Annotated in this window: 25 protein-coding genes; 18 read left to right on the forward strand and 7 right to left on the reverse strand. The window is 71.4% G+C overall.

What is annotated here, in order from left to right; all coding sequences use genetic code 11:
* Window position 1 precedes the first annotated feature (1 nt).
* Both K8W59_RS05075 and K8W59_RS05080 read right to left on the reverse strand, forming a co-directional pair.
* Window positions 2-610 (reverse strand): S8 family serine peptidase, encoded by a 609-nt coding sequence (locus K8W59_RS05075; RefSeq protein WP_223397695.1) that lies wholly within the window; start codon window positions 608-610, stop codon window positions 2-4.
* Window positions 523-2073 carry a S8 family serine peptidase gene (locus tag K8W59_RS05080; protein WP_223397696.1) on the reverse strand — a complete coding sequence of 517 codons (1551 nt, stop codon included), beginning with the start codon at window positions 2071-2073 and terminating at the stop codon, window positions 523-525. The genes K8W59_RS05075 and K8W59_RS05080 overlap by 88 nt, the downstream gene beginning before the upstream one ends.
* Window positions 2074-2295: 222 nt before the next feature.
* On the opposite strand from K8W59_RS05080, the gene K8W59_RS05085 reads away from it, so the two are divergent.
* Window positions 2296-2691, forward strand: coding sequence for a cold-shock protein (locus K8W59_RS05085; protein WP_223397697.1), 396 nt, complete (start codon window positions 2296-2298; stop codon window positions 2689-2691).
* Between the two features lie 10 nt (window positions 2692-2701).
* Here the strand turns inward: K8W59_RS05085 and K8W59_RS05090 are convergent, their stop codons facing one another.
* On the reverse strand, window positions 2702-4111 hold the full coding sequence (locus tag K8W59_RS05090) for an MFS transporter (protein WP_397195972.1): 1410 nt from the start codon (window positions 4109-4111) through the stop codon (window positions 2702-2704).
* Between the two features lie 61 nt (window positions 4112-4172).
* On the opposite strand from K8W59_RS05090, the gene K8W59_RS05095 reads away from it, so the two are divergent.
* Window positions 4173-4946 (forward strand): DUF3027 domain-containing protein, encoded by a 774-nt coding sequence (locus tag K8W59_RS05095; protein ID WP_223397705.1) that lies wholly within the window; start codon window positions 4173-4175, stop codon window positions 4944-4946.
* A gap of 17 nt (window positions 4947-4963) precedes the next feature.
* Here the strand turns inward: K8W59_RS05095 and K8W59_RS05100 are convergent, their stop codons facing one another.
* The gene (locus K8W59_RS05100; RefSeq protein ID WP_223397708.1) at window positions 4964-5239 is read right to left on the reverse strand and encodes a DUF2530 domain-containing protein; all 276 of its coding nucleotides are present in this window, start codon (window positions 5237-5239) and stop codon (window positions 4964-4966) included.
* A gap of 41 nt (window positions 5240-5280) precedes the next feature.
* On the opposite strand from K8W59_RS05100, the gene K8W59_RS05105 reads away from it, so the two are divergent.
* From K8W59_RS05105 to tuf, 7 genes are all read left to right on the forward strand, one after another.
* Window positions 5281-6792, forward strand: coding sequence for an NCS2 family permease (locus tag K8W59_RS05105; RefSeq protein WP_223397711.1), 1512 nt, complete (start codon window positions 5281-5283; stop codon window positions 6790-6792).
* A gap of 138 nt (window positions 6793-6930) precedes the next feature.
* Window positions 6931-7380, forward strand: coding sequence for a MarR family winged helix-turn-helix transcriptional regulator (locus K8W59_RS05110; protein WP_223397713.1), 450 nt, complete (start codon window positions 6931-6933; stop codon window positions 7378-7380).
* 74 nt (window positions 7381-7454) lie between these two features.
* A complete protein-coding gene (locus K8W59_RS05115; protein ID WP_263283289.1) occupies window positions 7455-8675 on the forward strand; it encodes an MFS transporter in 1221 nt (406 codons plus the stop codon).
* Window positions 8676-8885: 210 nt separating this feature from the next.
* Complete coding sequence (gene rpsL, locus K8W59_RS05120; RefSeq protein WP_056681807.1) at window positions 8886-9260, forward strand: 30S ribosomal protein S12; 375 nt, start codon at window positions 8886-8888, stop codon at window positions 9258-9260.
* The gene (gene rpsG, locus K8W59_RS05125; protein WP_223397715.1) at window positions 9260-9730 is read left to right on the forward strand and encodes a 30S ribosomal protein S7; all 471 of its coding nucleotides are present in this window, start codon (window positions 9260-9262) and stop codon (window positions 9728-9730) included. Before rpsL ends, rpsG begins: the two co-directional genes overlap by 1 nt.
* A gap of 67 nt (window positions 9731-9797) precedes the next feature.
* Complete coding sequence (fusA, locus tag K8W59_RS05130) at window positions 9798-11915, forward strand: elongation factor G (RefSeq protein WP_317846311.1); 2118 nt, start codon at window positions 9798-9800, stop codon at window positions 11913-11915.
* 84 nt (window positions 11916-11999) lie between these two features.
* Entirely contained in the window at window positions 12000-13196 is a 1197-nt protein-coding gene (gene tuf / locus K8W59_RS05135) for an elongation factor Tu (protein ID WP_223397717.1), read from the forward strand.
* Between the two features lie 196 nt (window positions 13197-13392).
* Here the strand turns inward: tuf and K8W59_RS05140 are convergent, their stop codons facing one another.
* Window positions 13393-13806 carry a hypothetical protein gene (locus tag K8W59_RS05140; protein ID WP_223397718.1) on the reverse strand — a complete coding sequence of 138 codons (414 nt, stop codon included), beginning with the start codon at window positions 13804-13806 and terminating at the stop codon, window positions 13393-13395.
* Between the two features lie 52 nt (window positions 13807-13858).
* Window positions 13859-14599 (reverse strand): SDR family NAD(P)-dependent oxidoreductase, encoded by a 741-nt coding sequence (locus tag K8W59_RS05145; RefSeq protein ID WP_223397720.1) that lies wholly within the window; start codon window positions 14597-14599, stop codon window positions 13859-13861.
* 61 nt (window positions 14600-14660) lie between these two features.
* On the opposite strand from K8W59_RS05145, the gene trmB reads away from it, so the two are divergent.
* A complete protein-coding gene (gene trmB, locus K8W59_RS05150; protein ID WP_223397721.1) occupies window positions 14661-15410 on the forward strand; it encodes a tRNA (guanosine(46)-N7)-methyltransferase TrmB in 750 nt (249 codons plus the stop codon).
* On the opposite strand, the gene K8W59_RS05155 is transcribed toward trmB, so the two are convergent.
* Window positions 15368-15550 (reverse strand): hypothetical protein, encoded by a 183-nt coding sequence (locus tag K8W59_RS05155; protein WP_223397722.1) that lies wholly within the window; start codon window positions 15548-15550, stop codon window positions 15368-15370. The two genes, trmB and K8W59_RS05155, sit on opposite strands and share 43 nt — an antisense overlap.
* A 558-nt stretch (window positions 15551-16108) precedes the next feature.
* Between K8W59_RS05155 and rpsJ the strand changes: the two genes are divergently transcribed.
* From rpsJ to rpsC, 8 genes are read left to right on the forward strand one after another with little or no spacing between them, the layout of a single operon-like run.
* Entirely contained in the window at window positions 16109-16417 is a 309-nt protein-coding gene (rpsJ, locus tag K8W59_RS05160) for a 30S ribosomal protein S10 (protein WP_008360994.1), read from the forward strand.
* Between the two features lie 19 nt (window positions 16418-16436).
* On the forward strand, window positions 16437-17102 hold the full coding sequence (rplC, locus tag K8W59_RS05165; protein ID WP_223397725.1) for a 50S ribosomal protein L3: 666 nt from the start codon (window positions 16437-16439) through the stop codon (window positions 17100-17102).
* Between the two features lie 2 nt (window positions 17103-17104).
* Window positions 17105-17755 (forward strand): 50S ribosomal protein L4, encoded by a 651-nt coding sequence (rplD, locus tag K8W59_RS05170; protein ID WP_223397727.1) that lies wholly within the window; start codon window positions 17105-17107, stop codon window positions 17753-17755.
* Window positions 17752-18057 (forward strand): 50S ribosomal protein L23, encoded by a 306-nt coding sequence (rplW, locus tag K8W59_RS05175; protein ID WP_223397730.1) that lies wholly within the window; start codon window positions 17752-17754, stop codon window positions 18055-18057. The genes rplD and rplW overlap by 4 nt, the downstream gene beginning before the upstream one ends.
* A gap of 29 nt (window positions 18058-18086) precedes the next feature.
* The gene (gene rplB, locus K8W59_RS05180) at window positions 18087-18920 is read left to right on the forward strand and encodes a 50S ribosomal protein L2 (RefSeq protein ID WP_223397732.1); all 834 of its coding nucleotides are present in this window, start codon (window positions 18087-18089) and stop codon (window positions 18918-18920) included.
* Between the two features lie 26 nt (window positions 18921-18946).
* Entirely contained in the window at window positions 18947-19228 is a 282-nt protein-coding gene (gene rpsS / locus K8W59_RS05185) for a 30S ribosomal protein S19 (RefSeq protein ID WP_223397733.1), read from the forward strand.
* Window positions 19229-19265: 37 nt separating this feature from the next.
* Window positions 19266-19703: a 50S ribosomal protein L22 gene (rplV, locus tag K8W59_RS05190; RefSeq protein WP_223397734.1), complete on the forward strand. Its 438-nt coding sequence runs from the start codon at window positions 19266-19268 to the stop codon at window positions 19701-19703.
* Window positions 19703-20536, forward strand: a complete 834-nt coding sequence (gene rpsC / locus K8W59_RS05195; RefSeq protein WP_223397737.1) for a 30S ribosomal protein S3 — start codon at window positions 19703-19705, stop codon at window positions 20534-20536. The genes rplV and rpsC overlap by 1 nt, the downstream gene beginning before the upstream one ends.
* Window positions 20537-20538: the final 2 nt, after the last annotated feature.

Here is a 20538-nt window from a genome sequence, read left to right on the forward strand (position 1 = left end):
CTCAGCGCCCCATCGCCACGGGCACCCGCACGGCGGGGACGCCCGGGTTGCGCCAGGTGACGGCCCCGGAGTCTGCGTGCACGCCCGGGCGCCCGGACACGAACACGGTGAAGCGGCCCGACTCGCCCGGGGCCAGCGTCATGGCGGGCGGGTCCACGGTGACCACATGCCGGTCGAAGCCGGAGAGGGACGCGCGCCAGGTGCGACGTACGCCGGTGCGGTTGGTCACCACCCGCGACACCGGCGCGTGCTCGGGGCGGATCATGATCGAGGGCGTGTTGAGCCGGACGCTGCTCAGGTCGCCGGAGAGGTAGCGGCGGTAGTCCCGCGGCCCGACCTCGAAGACCAGCCCGGCGACCGCGTCGCGGGCCCGGCCGGCGCCGGTGCGCAATGAGGGTCCGGGGACGGGCTCGGCCGCCGTGGCGAGCGCGGAGCGTACGGCGACCGCGGACCAGCCCGGCTTCCGCGCGCGGAGCCGGGCGGCCAGACCGCTGACCTGGGCGGCGGCCGCCGAGGTACCGGTCACGACGTTCCAGCGGCTGCCCTGGACCTCCGGCGGAACCGCGCCGAGCAGACCGGTCGCGGCGGCGACCAGGTCGGGCTTGAGCACCCCAGCGGCCGGGTCGCCCGCGGGGGACGTGGGCAGCAGCGCCGGGGGAGCGGGGGTCGGGGGCGTGGAGACCAGCCGCGCGCGCACCGGGCCGTCGGCCAGCCGGTCCCGCAGCTGCGCAGCCTCCCGGCGCGCCAGGTCACCGTCGGGACGGCGTGCAGGTCCGCGGCCACCCCGTCGGGCCCGGAATCACGGTTGAGCAGGATCATGCCCACGCCGTCCGCGCGCGCCACCGCGGCGGACTTGTCGACCCGGCCTACGACGCCGCGGTCGCAGACCACCAGGGCGCCCGCGACGGCGCCGGCGTCCAGGGAGCCGGGACGGCACAGCCGGGCGTCCTCGCGCCGGGCGCCGGCCGTCGCCGCGTCCGCGGCGCGCACCACGGGCACCGTGGCGGTCCCCCCGGAGGAGAGCATCGCCCCCTCCAGCCGGAGACTGCCGTCGTCGAGGCGGACCTCGCCACGCCGCTGCACGCCGACCAGGCCGCCCACGGTGGTGACCCAGGGGGAGGTGTGCGAGGCCAGCTCCGTGCGGCCGGTGTTCCCTGCGGCGGCGACCACCACGACGTCCGCCTCGGCCGCCCCCAGGAGGGCGCGCTCGACGGTGTCGAAGCTCCGGGACCCGGCGACCGAGAGGTTGAGGACGTCCACCCCGTCGGCGACGGCCCGGTCGATGGCGGTCACGACGTCGGCGCTGGAGCAGCCGTCGTCCGCGGGGTCCGGGGCGGTCCAGCAGGCCTTGTAGACGGCCACCCGCGCTCGCGGGGCCACACCGGAGTAGGTGCCGGCATCACGGCCGTCGAGGTCCACGCTCACGTCGGCGTTGCCGGCCGCCAGGGACGCCATCTGCGTGCCGTGCCCGGAGTCGTCGCGCGCGGACACCGCGCTGCTGCTGCGCAGGTTCTCCGCGCCGAAGCCGGCGAGGAACCAGCGCGCGCCCGCGACCTTGCCGTTGCAGGCCGATGCCGGCCACCCGGGCCCGGTCTGGCACCGGCCGGCGAACCCGCCCGGCCGCCCGAGGCCGCGGGCGTCGGCGAACAGCGGGCTGTCGGGCCACAGCCCGGTGTCCACGAAGCCGATGACCGTCCCTCGGCCACCCTGCCGTCGGGAGTACGGCGACGCCCCGGGATCGGCCGCCTCGGGTCGCCCGGCGAGCCGCAGCCGGCGATCGGGCTCGACCAGCTCGACGTCGGGGTCGGCCTGCAGCTCCTCGGCCTGGCGCCGGGTCAGCGAGACGGCATAGCCCCTCAGCGCCCGGCTCCAGCGGTAGACCGGTCGAGGCGCCTCCACGGCGGCCAGCGCGGACTCCCCGTCCTCCGGGGTCGCTCCCGCGCGCAGGGTCACCAGGTGCAGCGAGGAGCCGCCCCGCTCCTCGGCCGCGGCCGTCGGGGCGCTCGGCAGCAGCGCGGTCGCCACCGCGACCGGCGCCAGCACCGCGACCACGCGGCGTACCACTGCCCTCACGACTCTCTCCTGCACCTTCAGCCGCGCGAGGCACCCTCAACCTCGCGGGACACCATGGTGACGGATCAACCGCGTCCGGGCCAACCGTTCTCCCCAACCCGCTGCCTGGCCACGTGCCTGGACCCGCCCGCGGGAACCGGTTGGCACCGGCGTGGAGGGGTTGCCTAGGCTGGTGTCGCGCCCCCGGGGATGCCGGGGGCGCGATGCATGGAGGAGGCAGCGGTGCCCACTGGCAAGGTGAAGTGGTTCGACGCGGACAAGGGGTTCGGGTTCCTGTCGCAGAGCGACGGACCCGACGTCTACGTGCACGCCGACGCCCTGCCCGAGGGCGTGACCACCCTCAAGAGCGGCACCCGGGTCGAGTTCGGCATCGCCCAGGGTCGACGCGGAGACCAGGCGCTGCAGGTGCGGCTGCTGGAGCAGCCGGCCTCCGTCTCGCGCAACCAGCGCCAGGCGGGCCGCAAGCGGCCCGAGGAGATGGCGCCGATCGTGGAGGACCTGATCCGGCTGCTCGACGGGGTGGGCCAGGCCTACCAGCACGGCCGGCACCCCGACCCCAAGCACGCAAAGCCGACCGCCAAGCTGCTGCGGGCGCTGGCCGACGAGCTCGACCGCTGACGTCGGGGCTTCAGGCCTCTGCCGGGAGGGCTCGCTGCAGCGTCGCCCGACCGGTGACCAGCACGAACACCGCCCACGCGCCCAGCACGCCGACGGCCACCCCCAGGCCGAGCCCGGGCCGCAGCGGCATCGCGATGCCGACGAACCCGCCGATCACCCAGGCCAGCTGCAGGGCGGTGTCGGAGCGGGCGAACGCGCTGGTCTGGACCCGCTCCCGGACGTCGCGCTGGATGGTGGAGTCCAGGGAGAGCTTGGCCAGTGACTGGGTCAGTCCCGCGGTCAGGCCGAGCAGCACCAACGGCACCAGGCCGTAGAACACCGCCGCCACCAGCGCCACGACCGCGTCGGCGATCAGCGCCACGACCACGGTGATCGCGGGGTTGACGCTGCGCAGCAGCGAGGCGAGGGCGACGCCGAGGGTGTTGCCCAGCCCGGCGGCCCCGATCACCAGGCCCAGCAGCACCTCGGGCCGCCAGCCCTCGATCGGGGCCTCCCGCAGCAGGAACGCCATGAACATGGTGAGGAAGCCCGACAGGAACCGGGGCCCGCAGTTCGCCTTGAGCGCGAACGCGACCGTGCCGGGGATCCGCATCCGCGGTCGGCCGCGACGTCCCGGCGCGGGCGGCTCGGAGTCGTCGCCGCCGGGGAGGATCAGCATCTCGCCCTCGCCCAGCGTGGAGTCGACCCGCGCCGGCAGCCGGATCGCCAGCACCGTCGCGACCACGAACAGCGCGAACGCGTAGCGCAGCGACCATTCCGGCCCCACCAGCGAGGCCAGCCCCGCCAGGGGCGCCGAGACCGCCGCGCCGATCACGCCGGCCAGCGAGATCCGGGCGTTCGCCTTGACCAGGGTGAGGCTCTCGGGCCGCAGGCGGGGTACGGCGGCCGCCCGGGTGACGGCGTACGCCTTGGAGGCGACCAGGACGCCCAGCGCGGCCGGGAAGAGCCACCGCGAGTCGGTGACCACCGCCCCGGCGAGCACCCAGGACAGGAAGGCGCGGACCGCCATGGTGGTGCCGATCGCCCATCGGCGGCCGTGGGCGAAGCGGTCCAGGATCGGGCCGATCAGCGGTGCCACGATCGCGAACGGGAGCATGGTCAGGCCCAGGAACAGCGCCACCTGGCCGCGCGCCTCGCCCGTGGGGACCTGGAAGAACAGGGTGCCGGCCAGGGAGATCGCCACCGCGGCGTCGCCGGCGGCGTTGATCGCGTGCAGCCCGATCAGCCGGGAGAGCCCGGACTCGCCGGCGCCCTCGGCGTTCGCCGCGCGGCGCGCCTGGCGGGCGGTGTAGCGGCCGGCGACCGCAGTGCCCCTCGCCACCCGGCGCGCCCCGCGGGCCGACGCCCCGCTCACGCGACCCGAGACCCGACGGACACCGGAGAGGCGCGGGGGACGGGACGGGTCGGACACGGCCACCATCCTGCCGCGTGCGGCCACCCCGGCTGGCTTCGGCCATGCCGATGAGTCATGATTCGGGACTGTGAAGTCCGCTGTGCGAGCCAAGCCCGACGCCGTCGCCGTCGGCGCGGTTGACGCCGCCCGCGAGGCGCTCGTTGCCGACGTCGGCGCGGACCAGGTCGGCGAGCATCTCGACGCCGTCGTCGAGGGCGACCGTCTGGTGACGCACCTCTTCGAGGCCGCCACGCCCGGCTACCGGGGCTGGCGGTGGGCCGTCACCGTCGTCCGCGCCTCCCGCGCGCGGCACGTGACGGTCGACGAGGTCGTGCTGCTCCCCGGCGAGGACGCGATCGTGGCGCCCGAGTGGGTGCCGTACCGCGAGCGGATCCAGCCCGGGGACCTGTCGCCGGGCGACCTGCTGCCGGTGGAGGAGGACGACCCGCGCCTGGTGCCGACGTACTCCTTCGGCGACGACGCGCTCGATGCCGACGCCAAGGCCCAGATCCGCACCGTGGCCAAGGAGCTCGGCCTGGGTCGGGTGCGCACGCTCTCGCCGGAGGGGCGCGACGACGCCGCCGAGCGGTGGTACGACGGCCTCGGCGGGCCGTCCACGCCGCTGGCCCAGTCGGCGCCCGAGCAGTGCTGGAGCTGCGGCTTCCTGGTCCGGCTCGAGGGGCCGCTGTCGAGCCTGTTCGGCGTCTGCGCCAACCGGGACGCCAACGACGACGGCCGGGTGGTCTCGGTCGACCACGGCTGTGGCGCGCACTCCGAGGCGACGCTGAAGAAGCGGCACCTCCCGCCGTCGCTGCCGCAGCACGTGCACGACACGCTGTCGGAGGACCTCGCCGAGCTCTGAGCCCCGCGCTCCGAGGCTCAGCCCTGGCGGCGCAGCTGTCGCCGCCGCGTGCAGAAGGCCAGGCCGACCAGCCCGAGGCCGACACCGGCCAGGCAGGCCCACGGCATCCAGCCCAGGCCGGCATCGGCGAGCCGGCCGTAGAACGGCAGCATCGTCACGAACCCCAGGAGCCACAGGGCCGTGCCGACCGCGACGGTGCGCACGCCGTCCACGTCCAGGGGCTCGACCGGCGCGACGATGTAGGTCCGGTTGCCGATCTCGTGCCGCTCAGGCTGCTCGTCGCGCAGTTCCACGGCGCACACGGTAGCCGGGCCGCTGACACCCCGCGCGCGCCATGCCAGAATCCAGCCCCGTGAGCACCCCCGAGAGCGGGTCGACCCGCGTCCAGCCCGGTTCGACGAGCGGCCTGGACCGCTTCTTCCACATCAGCGAGCGGGGCTCGACCCTGACGCGCGAGGTGCGCGGCGGGCTCGTCACCTTCTTCACGATGGCCTACATCATCGTGCTCAACCCGCTGATCCTGGGCTTCGCCCAGGATGTCGACGGCCGCTTCCTCGGGGGCGGGACCGAGCCGAACCTGGCCGCGATCGCGGCCGGCACCTCGCTCATCGCGGGCGTCATGACGATCCTCATGGGGGTCGTCGCGAACTTCCCGATCGCGCTCGCCACGGGCTTGGGTCTCAACGCCTTCGTCGCCTTCTCGGTGGCCAGCCAGATGACCTGGGCCGACGCGATGGGGCTGGTGGTGCTCGAGGGCCTGGTGATCCTGGTGCTCGTGCTGACCGGCTTCCGGGAGGCCGTCTTCCACGCCGTACCCGCGCCGCTCAAGGTCGCGATCTCGGTCGGCATCGGGCTCTTCATCGCGCTCATCGGCTTCGTCGACGCCGGGTGGGTACGTCGGATCCCCGACGCCGCCAACACCACGGTCCCGGTGCAGCTGGGCGCCACCGGCCAGCTGGACGGGTGGCCGGTGCTGGTCTTCGCGATCGGGCTGCTGCTGGTGATCGGGCTGTGGGTGCGCAACGTCCGGGGCGCGATCCTCATCTCCATCGTCGTCACCACCGTGCTCGCGATCGTCGTCGAGGCGGTGGCGAAGGTCGGCCCGTCGGTGCTCGCCGACGGGTCGCGCAACCCCAACGGCTGGGCGCTCAACGTGCCGGCCTTGCCGGACACGGTGCTGGACCTTCCCGACTTCGCCACGCTGGGGGAGTTCAACCTGCTGGGCAGCTTCGACCGGATCGGCGTCGTGGCCGTGATCCTGCTGATCTTCACCCTGATGCTGGCCGACTTCTTCGACACCATGGGCACGATGACGGCGATCGGCGCCGAGGCCGGGCTGCTCGACGAGGACGGCGTCCCTCCGAAGACCCGGAGGATCCTGGTGGTCGACTCGATCGCGGCCTCCGCGGGCGGCGCGGCCGGAGTCTCCTCCAACACCTCCTACATCGAGTCGGCCGCAGGTGTGGGGGAGGGAGCCCGCACCGGCCTGGCGTCGGTCGTGACCGGCCTGTGCTTCCTGGCCTCCATCGTGATCGCACCGCTGGTCAACATCATCCCCAGCGAGGCGGCCGTCCCGGCCCTCGTGCTCGTCGGCTTCCTGATGATGCAGCAGGTCACCGACATCGACTGGCGCGACCTGGAGATCGCCATCCCGGCGTTCCTGACCATCGTGCTGATGCCCTACACCTACTCCATCTCCGTCGGCATCGGCGCCGGCTTCCTCGCCTTCGTGTTCATCAAGCTGGTCAAGGGCAAGCTCGGCCAGGTGCACCCGCTCATGTGGGTCGTGGCCGTCGGCTTCGCGATCTACTTCCTGATCAACCCGATCACCGAGCTCCTGACCTGACCATCGCCCCGCGCTCGACACTGCCCCGCCCAGCGGGGCAGTGCCGAGCAGACGCCGGGGCCGCCCCCGGCGCGCGCCCGGAGGCTCTGCCCTCGCTGGAGGAATGCTTAGCAAGAGTAATGAGTTACGCTCAGTGTCATGCCCACCGTCGAGAGCGTCTGCCGCACCAACTCCGGGCTCGCGTCCGAGCTCCGGACGGGGGTGATGCGCCTGCGACGGCGCCTGGCCGCCGAGCGGCACCCGGACAACCCACTGAGCATGGGCGCGATGGCCGTGCTCGGCCAGTTGGCCCGCAACGGGGAGCTCACGATCGGCGAGCTGGCCCGCGCCGAGCGGGTGCAGCCACCGTCGATGACCCGCACGGTCAACTGGCTGGAGGAGGAGCGCTACGTCGCCCGGCGGCCGCACGAGACCGACGGCCGGCAGGTCGTGGTGACCCTCTCCGACAAGGGCAGCAAGACGCTGCTGGCCGACCGCCGCAGGCGGGACGCGTGGCTCACCCAGAAGCTCGCCGACCTGACGCCGGCGGAGCGCGAGACCCTGCGCGCCGCCGCCCCGATCCTGGACCGCCTCGCCGCGGCCGACTGAGAGGACCCACCACGAGCCCCACATTCCGCTCCCTCGCCAACCGCAACTACCGCCGCTACGCGGCCGGTGGCGTCGTGTCCAACACCGGTACCTGGATGCAGCGCGTCGCCCAGGACTGGTTGGTCCTCCAGCTCAGCGCCAACTCCGGCGCCGCGATCGGCATCACCACCGGCCTGCAGTTCCTGCCGATCCTGCTGCTCTCGCCGCTGGCCGGCCTGGTCGCCGACCGGATGCCCAAGCGTCGGCTGCTGCAGATCACCAACCTCGCGATGGCCGTCCCCGCCCTCGTGCTCGGCCTCCTGGCCGTCACCGGCGCCGCCGAGATCTGGCACGTCTACATCCTGGCCTTCCTGCTCGGCGTCGGCTCCGCCTTCGACGCTCCCGCCCGCCAGTCCTTCGTCTCCGAGATCGTCGCGCCGGAGGACCTCACCAACGCGGTCGGCCTCAACTCCGCCTCGTTCAACGCCGCCCGGCTGGTCGGTCCCGGTCTCGCCGGCGTCCTGATCGCCGCTTTCGGCGGGGGAGTGACCGGCACCGGCTGGGTCATCCTGCTCAACGCGCTCTCCTACATCGCCCCGATCATCGCGCTCCGGTCGATGGACCCGCGCCTGCTCGACGTCCCCGAGCTGACGCCGCGCGAGCCGGGGATGATCCGCCAGGGCCTGCGCTACGTCCGCGCCCGGCCCGACCTGCTGCTGATCCTGGCGATCGTGTTCAGCGCCGGCACCTTCGGGCTGAACTTCCAGATGACGTCGGCGCTCATGGCCACCGAGGTCTACGGCAAGGGCGCGACGGAGTACGGCGCCCTCGGCAGCATCCTGGCCATCGGCTCGCTGAGCGGCGCCCTGCTCGCGGCCGGCCGCTCGACCACCCGGCTGCGGCTGGTCGTCGGGGCCGGGCTGGTGTTCGGGGTGGTCGAGATCGCGGCCGGCCTGATGCCGTCGTACCTCTCCTTCGCCGTCACCGCGCCGCTGCTGGGGTTGAGCGCGCTCACCCTCATCACCGCCGCCAACTCCTACATGCAGCTCAACACCGGAGCGGGCATGCGGGGTCGGGTGATGGCGCTCTATCTGATGATCTTCATGGGCGGCACCCCGCTGGGGGCGCCGATGATCGGGTGGATCGGGGAGACCTTCGGGGCCCGCTGGACCCTCATCGGCGGCGGTCTGCTGACCGTGGTCGGGATCGCGATCCCGGTGCTGATGTACCTCGCGTCGGTGCGCCGGAGGAACCCCGGCGCCCTCGGCTCCCTGGTCGAGGCGCCGCATTTTGCCCTGGTTCGGGGCCGCGAGTAACCTTGACAGTCGTGTCTGGCACGTCCAGACCGTTGCGCGTGCCCGCACGCAGCCGCCCGATCCACCGTGGCGGAGGCGAGGGAGCGACGCGCAGGGGACGCGCACCACGCCGGACACGCCCGTCCCGAGCCCGCCAGGGCCGGGACAGTACGACCCGAGCCGGGCACCGCGCCAGGCCGTGATGAGAGAACAGAGAAAGGGAACCACCAGGTGCCCACCATTCAGCAGCTGGTCCGCAAGGGCCGCCAGGACAAGGTGTCGAAGAACAAGACGCCTGCCCTGAAGGGATCGCCGCAGCGCCGAGGCGTCTGCACCCGCGTCTACACGACCACCCCGAAGAAGCCGAACTCCGCCCTCCGCAAGGTCGCCCGCGTGCGCCTGTCCAGCGGCGTCGAGGTCACGGCGTACATCCCGGGCGTGGGTCACAACCTCCAGGAGCACTCGATCGTGCTCGTCCGCGGCGGCCGGGTGAAGGACCTCCCCGGTGTCCGCTACAAGATCATCCGTGGCTCGCTCGACACCCAGGGCGTGAAGAACCGCAAGCAGGCCCGGAGCCGCTACGGCGCGAAGAAGGAGAAGAGCTGATGCCGCGCAAGGGTCCCGCCCCGAAGCGTCCCCTCGACGTCGACCCGGTCTACGGCTCGCAGGTCGTCACCCAGCTGGTCAGCAAGGTGCTGCAGGACGGCAAGAAGCAGGTCGCCCAGCGCATCGTCTACACCGCGCTGGAGGGCTGCCGCGAGAAGACCGGCACCGACCCGGTCGTCACGCTCAAGCGTGCGCTCGACAACGTCCGCCCGGCCATCGAGGTCAAGTCCCGCCGCGTCGGCGGTGCGACCTACCAGGTGCCGGTCGAGGTCAAGCCGAACCGCAGCACCACGCTGGCGCTGCGCTGGCTGGTCGGCTACTCCCAGGCCCGCCGGGAGAAGACGATGTCCGAGCGGCTGATGAACGAGATCCTCGACGCGAGCAACGGCCTCGGTGCCGCGGTGAAGAAGCGCGAGGACACGCACAAGATGGCCGAGTCCAACAAGGCCTTCGCCCACTACCGCTGGTGATGACGGCGTACGTCGTCACCGGCGTACGCCCCACCCGCCCACTCCGACCTAAGGAAACGATCCGACAGTGGCTGTCGACATCACCACGGACCTCACCCGGGTCCGCAACATCGGCATCATGGCGCACATCGACGCCGGCAAGACCACCACGACCGAGCGCATCCTGTTCTACACCGGCATCTCCTACAAGATCGGTGAGGTCCACGACGGTGCCGCCGTCATGGACTGGATGGAGCAGGAGCAGGAGCGCGGCGTGACCATCACCGCCGCCGCCACCACCTGCTGGTGGAAGGACCACCAGATCAACATCATCGACACCCCCGGGCACGTCGACTTCACCGCCGAGGTCGAGCGCTCGCTGCGCGTCCTCGACGGCTCCGTCGCCGTCTTCGACGGAGTGGCGGGCGTGGAGCCCCAGACGATGACGGTGTGGCGCCAGGCGAACAAGTACGCCGTCCCGCGGATGTGCTTCGTCAACAAGCTGGACCGCACCGGCGCGGACTTCTTCCGCTGCGTCGACATGATGGTCGAGCGGCTCAACTCCACCCCGCTGGTCCTCCAGCTGCCGATCGGCGCGGAGGCCGACTTCCTCGGCGTCGTCGACCTGGTCGGCATGCGCGCGCTCACCTGGCGCGGCGAGACCAAGATCGGTGAGGACTACGAGATCGAGGAGATCCCGGCCGAGCTCGCCGAGCAGGCCGCGGAGTACCGCGAGAAGCTGCTGGAGACCCTCGCCGAGGCCGACGACGAGATCATGGAGAAGTACCTCGAGGGCGAGGACATCTCGGTGGAGGAGCTCGAGGCCGGCATCCGTCGCGCCACCCTGGCCGACAAGATCAACCCGGTCCTGTGCGGCACCGCGTTCAAGAACAAGGGCGTCCAGCCCCTGCTCGACGCGGTCATCAAGTACCTCCCCAGCCCCCTCGACGTGGACTCGATCGTCGGCCACAAGCCGAACGACGAGTCCGAGGAGGCCGTCATCGAGCGCAAGCCGTCCGACGACGAGCCGTTCGCCGGTCTGGCGTTCAAGATCGCCAGCGACCCGCACCTGGGCAAGCTGACCTTCGTGCGCGTCTACTCTGGCAAGCTCGAGGCCGGCGCGACCGTGATCAACTCGGTCAAGGGCCGCAAGGAGCGGATCGGCAAGGTCTACCAGATGCACGCGAACAAGCGTGAGGAGATCGCGTCGGTCGGCGCCGGTCAGATCGTCGCGGTGATGGGCCTGAAGGACACCACCACCGGCGAGACCCTGAGCGACCCGCAGAACCAGGTCGTCCTGGAGTCCATGACGTTCCCGGCCCCGGTGATCGAGGTCGCGATCGAGCCCAAGACCAAGTCGGACCAGGAGAAGCTCTCCACCGCGATCCAGCGGCTGAGCGAGGAGGACCCGACCTTCACCGTCAAGACCGACGAGGAGACCGGGCAGACCATCATCGCCGGCATGGGCGAGCTGCACCTGGAGATCCTGGTCGACCGGATGAAGCGCGAGTTCCGCGTCGAGGCCACCGTCGGCAAGCCGCAGGTCGCCTACCGCGAGACCATCCGTCAGAAGGTCGCGAACCACTCCTACACCCACAAGAAGCAGACGGGTGGTTCCGGACAGTTCGCGAAGGTCGTCATCTCGATCGAGCCGAGCGTCGACGAGGAGACCGGCACCGGGGCGGGCTATGAGTTCGTCAACAACGTGACCGGTGGCCGCGTGCCGCGGGAGTACATCCCCTCGGTCGACCAGGGCGCCCAGGAGGCCATGGAGTTCGGCATCCTCGCCGGCTACCCGATGGTCGACATCAAGGTCGCGCTCGAGGACGGCGCCTACCACGACGTGGACTCCTCGGAGCTCGCGTTCAAGATCGCCGGCAACCAGGCCTTCAAGGAGGCCGCCCGCCAGGCACGGCCCGTGCTGCTGGAGCCGATGTTCGCCGTCGAGGTGACCACCCCCGAGGACTACCTCGGCACGGTCATCGGCGACATCAACTCCCGCCGCGGCCAGATCCGGGCGCAGGAGGAGCGGCACGGCGACATGGTCGTCGACGCCCTTGTGCCCCTGTCCGAGATGTTCGGGTACGTTGGGGACCTGAGGTCGAAGACCTCCGGTCAGGCGTCGTACTCGATGGAGTTCGACTCGTACGCCGAGGTTCCCCAGAACGTCGCCGACGAGATCATCAAGAAGGTCCGCGGCGAGTGATCCGCTGATCCGAGCCGAGGACCTCGGCTGCACCACCCAGCACCACCCACGAGTCAAGAAACAACAACCCAGGAGGAGCCCACAGTGGCTAAGGCGAAGTTCGAGCGGACCAAGCCGCACGTGAACATCGGCACGATCGGTCACATCGACCACGGCAAGACCACCCTGACCGCGGCGATCTCGAAGGTCCTGCACGACAAGTACCCCGAGCTGAACCCGCAGACCGAGGCCTTCGACATGATCGACAAGGCCCCGGAGGAGCGCCAGCGCGGCATCACCATCTCCCTGGCTCACATCGAGTACCAGACCGACAAGCGGCACTACGCCCACGTCGACGCTCCGGGTCACGCGGACTACATCAAGAACATGATCACCGGTGCGGCGCAGATGGACGGCGCCATCCTGGTGGTCGCCGCCACCGACGGCCCGATGCCGCAGACCCGTGAGCACGTCCTCCTGGCCCGCCAGGTCGGCGTTCCCGCGATCCTGGTCGCCCTGAACAAGTGCGACATGGTCGACGACGAGGAGCTCATCGAGCTCGTCGAGATGGAGGTGCGCGAGCTCCTCAGCGAGTACGAGTTCCCGGGCGACGACGTCCCCGTGATCCGCGTGGCCGCGTTCCCGGCGCTGAACGGCGACGAGAAGTGGACCGAGTCGATCGTCGAGCTGATGGACGCCGTCGACGAGTACATCCCGCAGCCGGAGCGCGACACCGACAAGCCGTTCCTGATGCCGGTGGAGGACGTCTTCACGATCACCGGTCGCGGCACCGTGATCACCGGCCGCATCGAGCGCGGTGTGGTCAAGGTGAACGAGGAGGTCGAGATCATCGGCATCCGCGAGAAGTCGCAGAAGACCACGGTCACCGGCGTCGAGATGTTCCGCAAGCTGCTCGACGAGGGCCAGGCCGGTGAGAACGTCGGTCTGCTGCTCCGCGGCACCAAGCGCGAGGACGTCGAGCGCGGCATGGTCGTCGTGAAGCCGGGCACCACCACCCCGCACACCGACTTCGAGGCCAGCGTCTACATCCTGTCCAAGGAGGAGGGTGGCCGTCACACGCCGTTCTTCAACAACTACCGTCCGCAGTTCTACTTCCGGACCACGGACGTGACCGGCGTCGTGACCCTGCCCGAGGGCACCGAGATGGTCATGCCGGGTGACAACACCGAGATGTCGGTGGAGCTCATCCAGCCGGTCGCCATGGACGAGGGCCTGCGGTTCGCCATCCGTGAGGGTGGCCGCACCGTCGGCGCCGGCCGGGTCACCAAGATCAACAAGTGACCTGGGCGGATCTCGATCCGCACAGCTGAGGCGAAGGCCCCGGACCTGCTGGTCCGGGGCCTTCGTCGTACTCGCTGGTCGAGACCGTTTTCGGTGGTCGAGCCCTTTCGTCGGTCGAGCTTGTCGAGACCGCGCGGCTCCCGGTCGGTGGTCTCGACAAGCTCGACCAGCGACAAGTACCAGCGACGAGCGCCCCTCAGTGCGGGTACGTCGGGAGGACCAGGCCCTGCTCCTCCAACAGGTACTCCACCCGCAGCCGCTCGGCGTCGCGCTCGGTCCCCGGCGGCAGCCCGCTGAGCGTGTCGGGCACCCCGAGGGCGCGACAGGCGTCGAGCAGCGCGTCGTCGTAGGCCCGCTCGATCCCGCGGCGGCGTGCCATCGGCTGTCCCGCCGGATGGTGCCGATAGGCGGTGTGGAGACGGCGTACGTCGCAGGCCAGCTCGGCCAGCGGCTGACCCTGGGGGAGGGAAGCCCGGCTCCCCGCGACCCGCTCCCGGGCCCGGCGCGCGGCACGGTGCAGCTCCGAGGCGTAGAGGATCGCCCCGAACGATCCGGCCAGGCCGGCCGTCACCCCGACCAGGGCGAGCAGTCCGCGCAGCGCGGGGTCCATGACGGTGAATCTACGCCCGGTCCGCGGCGTTGACCATCGAGAGCGCTCCGCCTCAGCGGCCCAGCACCGCGCCGCCGTTGACCCCGAGGATCTGCCCGGTCGTCCAGCCCGCCTCGGGCGAGGCGAGGTAGCGCACCGCGGCGGCCACCTCCTCGACCGTGCCCGGCCGCTGCATCGGGATGCCGGCCAGGCGCTGGGCCGGGATGTCGGGGTCCGCGGCGATCCGGTCGATCCAGAACGCGGTCTCGGGGACGAACCCCGGGGCGACCGCGTTGACGGTGATCTGGTCGGGAGCCAGCTGCCCCGACATCCACCACACCCAGGCGTTGATCGCGGCCTTGGCCGCGCCGTACGACCCGCCGCCGCGCACGCCCGCGACCGAGGAGGTCGCGACGATGCGACCGCCGGGCCGCCGTACCCGGTCCAGCAGCGCCTCCGCGGTGAGCACCGCGGTGAGCACGTTCGCCTCGAAGTTGGAGCGCCAGTCGGCGGCCACCCCGGCCAGGCCCTGACCGCCCGGCTCGTAGTTGCCGCCCGCGTTGAGCACGAGCACGTCGAAGGGAGCACCGTCGGCGAGCCCGTCGGCCAGATCCTGCACGGCGGCGGGGTCGGAGAGGTCCGCGGAGTGCCCCACGACGCTCCCGCCCGCATCGCGCAGTGAGGCGACGGCTGCGTCCAGGCGCTCACGGCGCCGCCCGACCAGGACGAGCTCGGGCTCCTCGGGCAGGAAGGCGTGCGCGGTGGCGAGCCCGATGCCGGTCGCGCCGCCGGTGATGAGGATGCGTCGTGTCATACCCGGGACGCTATCGGTGCCCCTGTCGGCCGCGGAGGGGCGAGGCGGGAGAATCGCTGCCATGCCCCAGCACAGCCGCCCCGCCCGTCCGCATCAGCAGCTCACCGAGGACGGCCGCCGGGTGCGCGAGGTGCTGACCTACGCCCGGCGGGGGAGCCGCTTCAGCAACCGGCAGGCCCGCGCCTGGGAGGCCCACCACGAGGAGTGGGTGGTCCCCGACGACGCCGTGGACGACCCGGACTTCGGCTGGGACCGCTGGTTCGGGCGGCAGGCGCCGCTGGCGCTGGAGATCGGCTCGGGCGTGGGGGAGGCCACCGCCGCCCTCGCCTCCACGCGGCCGGGGACCAACATCGTCGCCCTGGAGGTCTGGCTGCCGGGGGTCGCCGAGACCCTGGACCGGCTCGAGCTGGCCGGCGTGGACAACGTCCGGCTGTGCTCGGTGGACGCGGTGTGGTCCCTGGAGCACCTCGTCGAGCCGGGCTCGCTGACCGAGCTGTGGACCTTCTTCCCCGACCCCTGGCACAAGACCAGGCACCACAAGCGGCGGATGGTCACGCCGGGGTTCGCCCGGCTCGCCGCCTCCCGGCTGACACCCGGGGGCACCTGGCGGCTGGCGACCGACTGGCAGGAGTACGCCGACCAGATGGTCGCCGTCCTCGACGCCGAGCCGATGCTGACCGGTGGCGTCACCGACCGGTGGGAGGAGCGCCCGCTCACCAAGTTCGAGCGGAAGGGCCGCGCCGCGGGCCGGGCGGTCACCGACCTCGCCTACATGCGCTCCCCGGGGGCCGCCCCGGGTGCGGAGGCCTGAAGGATCTGCTGCCCCAGGCCCTCCCGCCGGATCCGCAGGTCGAGGTACTGGAAGGCGATGACCCCTGACAGCCAGGGGGTGATGAGGATCCCGAGGAGCAGGAGCGTGATCAGCACCTCGGCGACCCCGACCATGGGCACCTGACCGGGTACCCCGCCCAGGCGCCGAGGGTGGCCCCGCGGTTGTGGCGGACGGTGCGCCCGACCGCGCCGAAGATGTCGCCCAGCGTCAACGGGTAGGGCGCGATGACGCCCGGGCCGTAGACTGGGAGACCGGCCGGCGGCGGCGCGGGAGAGGGAGACGGGTCGGACATCGGGGGCTCCTCGGGCAGGGGTCGGGACCCAGATCCTCGCAGCGGCGCCGGCGATTTGGACACGTTTCGCCCAAGGTGGCACCATAGTCAGGTTGCTCCGGCCGGGTGCCGGAGTGCGGCACGACTTGACACCTGCATCGCGTCTCCCGAGAACGAAGCGGTCGTCGGCGTGCGCCGTACTCCGTCCTGACACACATCGGGAGACCCGACCAGGCCCGGCACGTGTGCCGGGTGCCCCCAACAACCGAGCGGAACCCCCTGGCGACAGGGTGGTCCAGTTGCGTGACAACCGCGCGACACGCCCGACCGCGGGGGTGGGCCAGACCAAGCACTGCACGCCGGTGCCCTGCGGGGTACGAGACCACGAGAAGGACGAGAGAGACCTATGGCGGGACAGAAGATCCGCATCAGGCTCAAGGCCTACGACCACGAGGTGATCGACACCTCGGCGCGCAAGATCGTCGACACGGTCACGCGCACGGGCGCCAAGGTCGCTGGCCCGGTGCCGCTGCCGACCGAGAAGAACGTCTACTGCGTCATCCGCTCGCCCCACAAGTACAAGGACTCCCGCGAGCACTTCGAGATGCGTACGCACAAGCGCCTCATCGACATCATCGACCCCACGCCCAAGACCGTCGACTCGCTCATGCGGCTCGACCTCCCGGCCGGCGTGGACATCGAGATCAAGCTCTGAGGCCGAGGAGAGCACTGACATGACTGCCACCATGGAACGCAACGTCAAGGGCCTGCTCGGCACCAAGCTGGGCATGACCCAGGTCTGGGACGAGAACAACCGGATCGTCCCGGTGACCGTGATCGCGGCCTCCACCAACGTGGTGACCCAGGTCCGCCACCCCGAGACCGACGGCTACAACGCCATCCAGATCGGGTACGGCGAGATCCCGACCCGCAAGGTGAACAAGCCCGACGCCGGTCACTTCGCGAAGGCCGGCATCACCCCCCGCCGGCACCGCGCCGAGATCCGCACCGCGGACGCCGCCTCCTACGAGCTCGGCCAGGAGCTGGGCGTCGACACCTTCGCCGAGGGCGACGAGGTCGACGTGACCGGCACCAGCAAGGGCAAGGGCTTCGCCGGAACCATGAAGCGCCACGGCTTCTCCGGCGTGGGGGCCTCCCACGGTGCCCACCGCAACCACCGCAAGCCGGGCTCCATCGGCGCCTGCGCGACCCCCGGCCGGGTCTTCAAGGGCACCCGGATGGCCGGTCGCATGGGTGGCGTGGCCGTGACGACGCAGAACGTCGCCGTGCACGCCGTCGACACGGAGAAGGGCCTGATCCTGCTCAAGGGCGCCATCCCCGGCCCCAAGGGCGGTCTCGTGGTCCTGCGCTCGGCCGCCAAGAAGAACCAGGAGGCCTGAGCATGGCTGCCAACAAGACCGACCTCCCCGCCGAGATCTTCGACGTCGAGCCGAACATCGCGCTGATCCACCAGGTCGTGGTGGCCCAGCAGGCGGCCGCCCGCCAGGGCACGCACGCCACCAAGACCCGCGGCGACGTCCGCGGCGGTGGCCGCAAGCCCTACAAGCAGAAGGGCACCGGCCGCGCCCGCCAGGGCTCGGTCCGCGCCCCGCAGTTCGCCGGCGGTGGCACCGTCCACGGCCCGCAGCCGCGCAAGTACGACCAGCGCACGCCCAAGAAGATGAAGGCCGCCGCTCTGCGCGGCGCCCTGTCCGACCGGGCCCGCAACGGCCGGGTGCACGTGCTGGACGCCCTGGTCACCGGCGAGAAGCCCTCGACCAAGGCCGCCATCGGCGTGCTCACCGAGCTGGCCACCGGCCGGCGCCGGCACCTGGTGGTGCTGGAGCGCGCCGACACGATCAGCTGGCTCTCGCTGCGCAACGTCCCCGACGTGCACATCGTGGCGGTCGACCAGATCAACACCTACGACGTGATGGTCAGCGACGACGTGGTCTTCACCCGCGGCGCCTATGACGCGTTCGTGGCGGCCGAGCAGTCGCGCGGCTCGCGGACCCCGTCGACCACCGAGGTCAACGAGGAGGACGAGAAGTGAGCACGCTGCACAAGGACGCCCGCGACGTCCTGATCGCCCCCGTGGTGTCGGAGAAGAGCTACGGGCTGCTGGACAACAACAAGTACACCTTCCTGGTCCGTCCGGACGCGAACAAGACCGAGATCAAGATCGCGGTCGAGAAGGTGTTCAACGTCAAGGTCACCGCGGTCAACACGCTCAACCGGCCGGGCAAGACGCGCCGTACCCGCTACGGCATCGGCAAGCGCAAGGACACCAAGCGCGCCATCGTCAGCCTCGCCGACGGCCACCACATCGACATCTTCTCCGGCCCCAACGCCTGACCGGGCCGAGCAGAGAGGGAAACAGACCCATGGCTATCCGCAAGTACAAGCCGACCACCCCGGGCCGCCGCGGCTCGTCGGTCGCCGACTTCGTCGAGGTGACCCGGACGACGCCGGAGAAGTCGCTGACCCGTCCGCTGCCCAAGAAGGGCGGCCGGAACAACCAGGGCCGGATCACCACCCGGCACCAGGGCGGCGGGCACAAGCGCGCCTACCGGATCATCGACTTCCGTCGCTACGACAAGGACGGCGTCCCGGCCAAGGTCGCGCACATCGAGTACGACCCCAACCGCACCGCCCGGATCGCGCTGCTGCACTACGCCGACGGCGAGAAGCGCTACATCATCGCCCCCCGCGCCCTGGCGCAGGGTGCCGCGGTCGAAGCCGGCCCCAACGCCGACATCAAGCCCGGCAACAACCTGCCGCTGCGCAACATCCCGGTCGGTACCACCATCCACTGCGTGGAGCTGCGGCCGGGCGGCGGCGCCAAGATCGCCCGCTCCGCCGGCATGAGCGCCCAGCTGGTCGCCAAGGAGGGCTCGCGCGCCACGCTGCGCATGCCCTCGGGCGAGATGCGCTGGGTCGACGTGCGCTGCCGCGCCACGGTGGGCGAGGTGGGCAACGCCGAGCAGTCCAACATCAACTGGGGCAAGGCCGGCCGCATGCGCTGGAAGGGCAAGCGCCCGACCGTGCGCGGTGTCGTGATGAACCCGGTCGACCACCCGCACGGTGGTGGCGAGGGCAAGACCTCCGGTGGTCGCCACCCGGTCTCGCCGTGGGGCAAGCCGGAGGGCCGGACCCGCAAGACCAAGGCCTCCGACGCCCAGATCATCCGCCGCCGCAAGACCGGCAAGAAGCGCTGACGGTCGCGACCAGAGAGAGATAGAAGATGCCTCGCAGCCTGAAGAAGGGCCCCTTCGTCGACGACCACCTGATGAAGAAGGTGGACGCGGAGAACGACAAGGGCAGCCACAACGTCATCAAGACCTGGTCGCGCCGCTCGATGATCGTCCCGGCCATGATCGGCCACACGATCGCCGTGCACGACGGCCGCAAGCACGTTCCGGTGTTCGTGACCGACTCCATGGTCGGTCACAAGCTGGGAGAGTTCGCGCCGACCCGCACCTTCCGCGGGCACGTGAAGGAAGACCGGAAGGGCCGCCGCCGCTGAGCGGGGCCTTGAAGAAGAGACTGGAGAGAACGAGCACATGAGCGTAACCGAGCGCCGGCGCAGCAGCGCCCGCCGCGATTCGCTGCTCGGCGACCAGCCGGGCGCCTTCGCGAGTGCGCGGTACACCCGGATCACGCCGATGAAGGCGCGCCGGGTCGTCGACATGGTTCGCGGCCTGCCCGTGGAGGAGGCCCTGGACATCTTGGCCTTCGCGCCGCAGGCGGCCGCGCAGACCGTCCGCAAGACCCTGGAGAGCGCCGTGGCGAACGCCGCCGCGGAGAACCTCGACGGACAGCTCGTGCTGTCCAAGGCGATGGTCGACGAGGGCCCCACCATGAAGCGGTGGCGTCCCCGTGCGCAGGGTCGCGCCACGCGGATCAACAAGCGTACGAGCCACATCACCCTGGTGGTCCAGCAGGCGGACGTCGTCGCTGCGACCAAGAAGAAGCCGGTGAAGAAGGGACAGGCTGACTGATGGGCCAGAAGATCAACCCGAACGGCTTCCGCCTGGGCATCTCCACCGACCACAAGAGCCGGTGGTACGCCGACAAGCTGTACAAGGACTACGTCGGCGAGGACGTCGCGATCCGCAAGCTGCTCACCAAGGGCATGGAGCGGGCCGGCATCGCCAAGGTCGAGATCGAGCGCACCCGCGACCGGGTCCGGGTGGACATCCACACCGCCCGTCCGGGCATCGTGATCGGCCGTCGCGGCGCCGAGGCCGACCGCATCCGCGGCGAGCTGGAGAAGCTCACCGGCAAGCAGGTGCAGCTGAACATCCTCGAGGTCAAGCAGCCCGAGGTGGACGCTCAGTTGGTCGCCCAGGGCGTGGCCGAGCAGCTCGCCGGGCGCGTGCAGTTCCGTCGCGCGATGCGCAAGGCGATGCAGACGACCATGCGCTCGGGCGCCAAGGGCATCCGGATCCAGTGCTCCGGCCGGCTCAACGGCGCGGAGATGTCGCGGACCGAGTTCTACCGCGAGGGCCGGGTGCCGCTGCACACGCTCCGTGCGGACATCGACTACGGCTTCTACGAGGCCAAGACGACCTTCGGCCGGATCGGCGTGAAGGTCTGGATCTACAAGGGCGAGGTCGCGGGCACCCGCGCCGAGCGCCAGGCCCAGGCTGCCGCCCGGGCCGGTGCGCCGGGTCGTGGTGGCCGGGGCCGCGGTGGGGACCGCCCCAACCGTGGCAACCGCGGCGACCGCGGTGACCGCGCCCCCCGCAACGAGCAGGCGAGCCAGGCTCCCACCGAGGCCACCGAGTCGGCCCCGGTCGCGGAGGCTGCCGCCACCGGACAGGAGGGCTGAGT

It is taken from the genome of Nocardioides rotundus, from assembly GCF_019931675.1.
GTDB lineage: Bacteria > Actinomycetota > Actinomycetes > Propionibacteriales > Nocardioidaceae > Nocardioides > Nocardioides rotundus.

Bases quoted from the DNA above. Each gene is read 5' to 3' on its own strand.
- K8W59_RS05090 (WP_397195972.1), bottom strand. From the start codon at position 4,111: ATGGTGGCCGTGTCCGACCCGTCCCGTCCCCCGCGCCTCTCCGGTGTC.
- K8W59_RS05105 (WP_223397711.1), top strand. From the start codon at position 5,281: ATGCCAGAATCCAGCCCCGTGAGCACCCCCGAGAGCGGGTCGACCCGC.
- K8W59_RS05110 (WP_223397713.1), top strand. From the start codon at position 6,931: ATGCCCACCGTCGAGAGCGTCTGCCGCACCAACTCCGGGCTCGCGTCC.
- rpsG (WP_223397715.1), top strand. From the start codon at position 9,260: ATGCCGCGCAAGGGTCCCGCCCCGAAGCGTCCCCTCGACGTCGACCCG.
- K8W59_RS05140 (WP_223397718.1), bottom strand. From the start codon at position 13,806: ATGGACCCCGCGCTGCGCGGACTGCTCGCCCTGGTCGGGGTGACGGCC.
- K8W59_RS05145 (WP_223397720.1), bottom strand. From the start codon at position 14,599: ATGACACGACGCATCCTCATCACCGGCGGCGCGACCGGCATCGGGCTC.
- trmB (WP_223397721.1), top strand. From the start codon at position 14,661: ATGCCCCAGCACAGCCGCCCCGCCCGTCCGCATCAGCAGCTCACCGAG.
- rpsJ (WP_008360994.1), top strand. From the start codon at position 16,109: ATGGCGGGACAGAAGATCCGCATCAGGCTCAAGGCCTACGACCACGAG.
- rplC (WP_223397725.1), top strand. From the start codon at position 16,437: ATGACTGCCACCATGGAACGCAACGTCAAGGGCCTGCTCGGCACCAAG.
- rplD (WP_223397727.1), top strand. From the start codon at position 17,105: ATGGCTGCCAACAAGACCGACCTCCCCGCCGAGATCTTCGACGTCGAG.
- rplB (WP_223397732.1), top strand. From the start codon at position 18,087: ATGGCTATCCGCAAGTACAAGCCGACCACCCCGGGCCGCCGCGGCTCG.
- rpsS (WP_223397733.1), top strand. From the start codon at position 18,947: ATGCCTCGCAGCCTGAAGAAGGGCCCCTTCGTCGACGACCACCTGATG.
- rplV (WP_223397734.1), top strand. From the start codon at position 19,266: ATGAGCGTAACCGAGCGCCGGCGCAGCAGCGCCCGCCGCGATTCGCTG.
- rpsC (WP_223397737.1), top strand. From the start codon at position 19,703: ATGGGCCAGAAGATCAACCCGAACGGCTTCCGCCTGGGCATCTCCACC.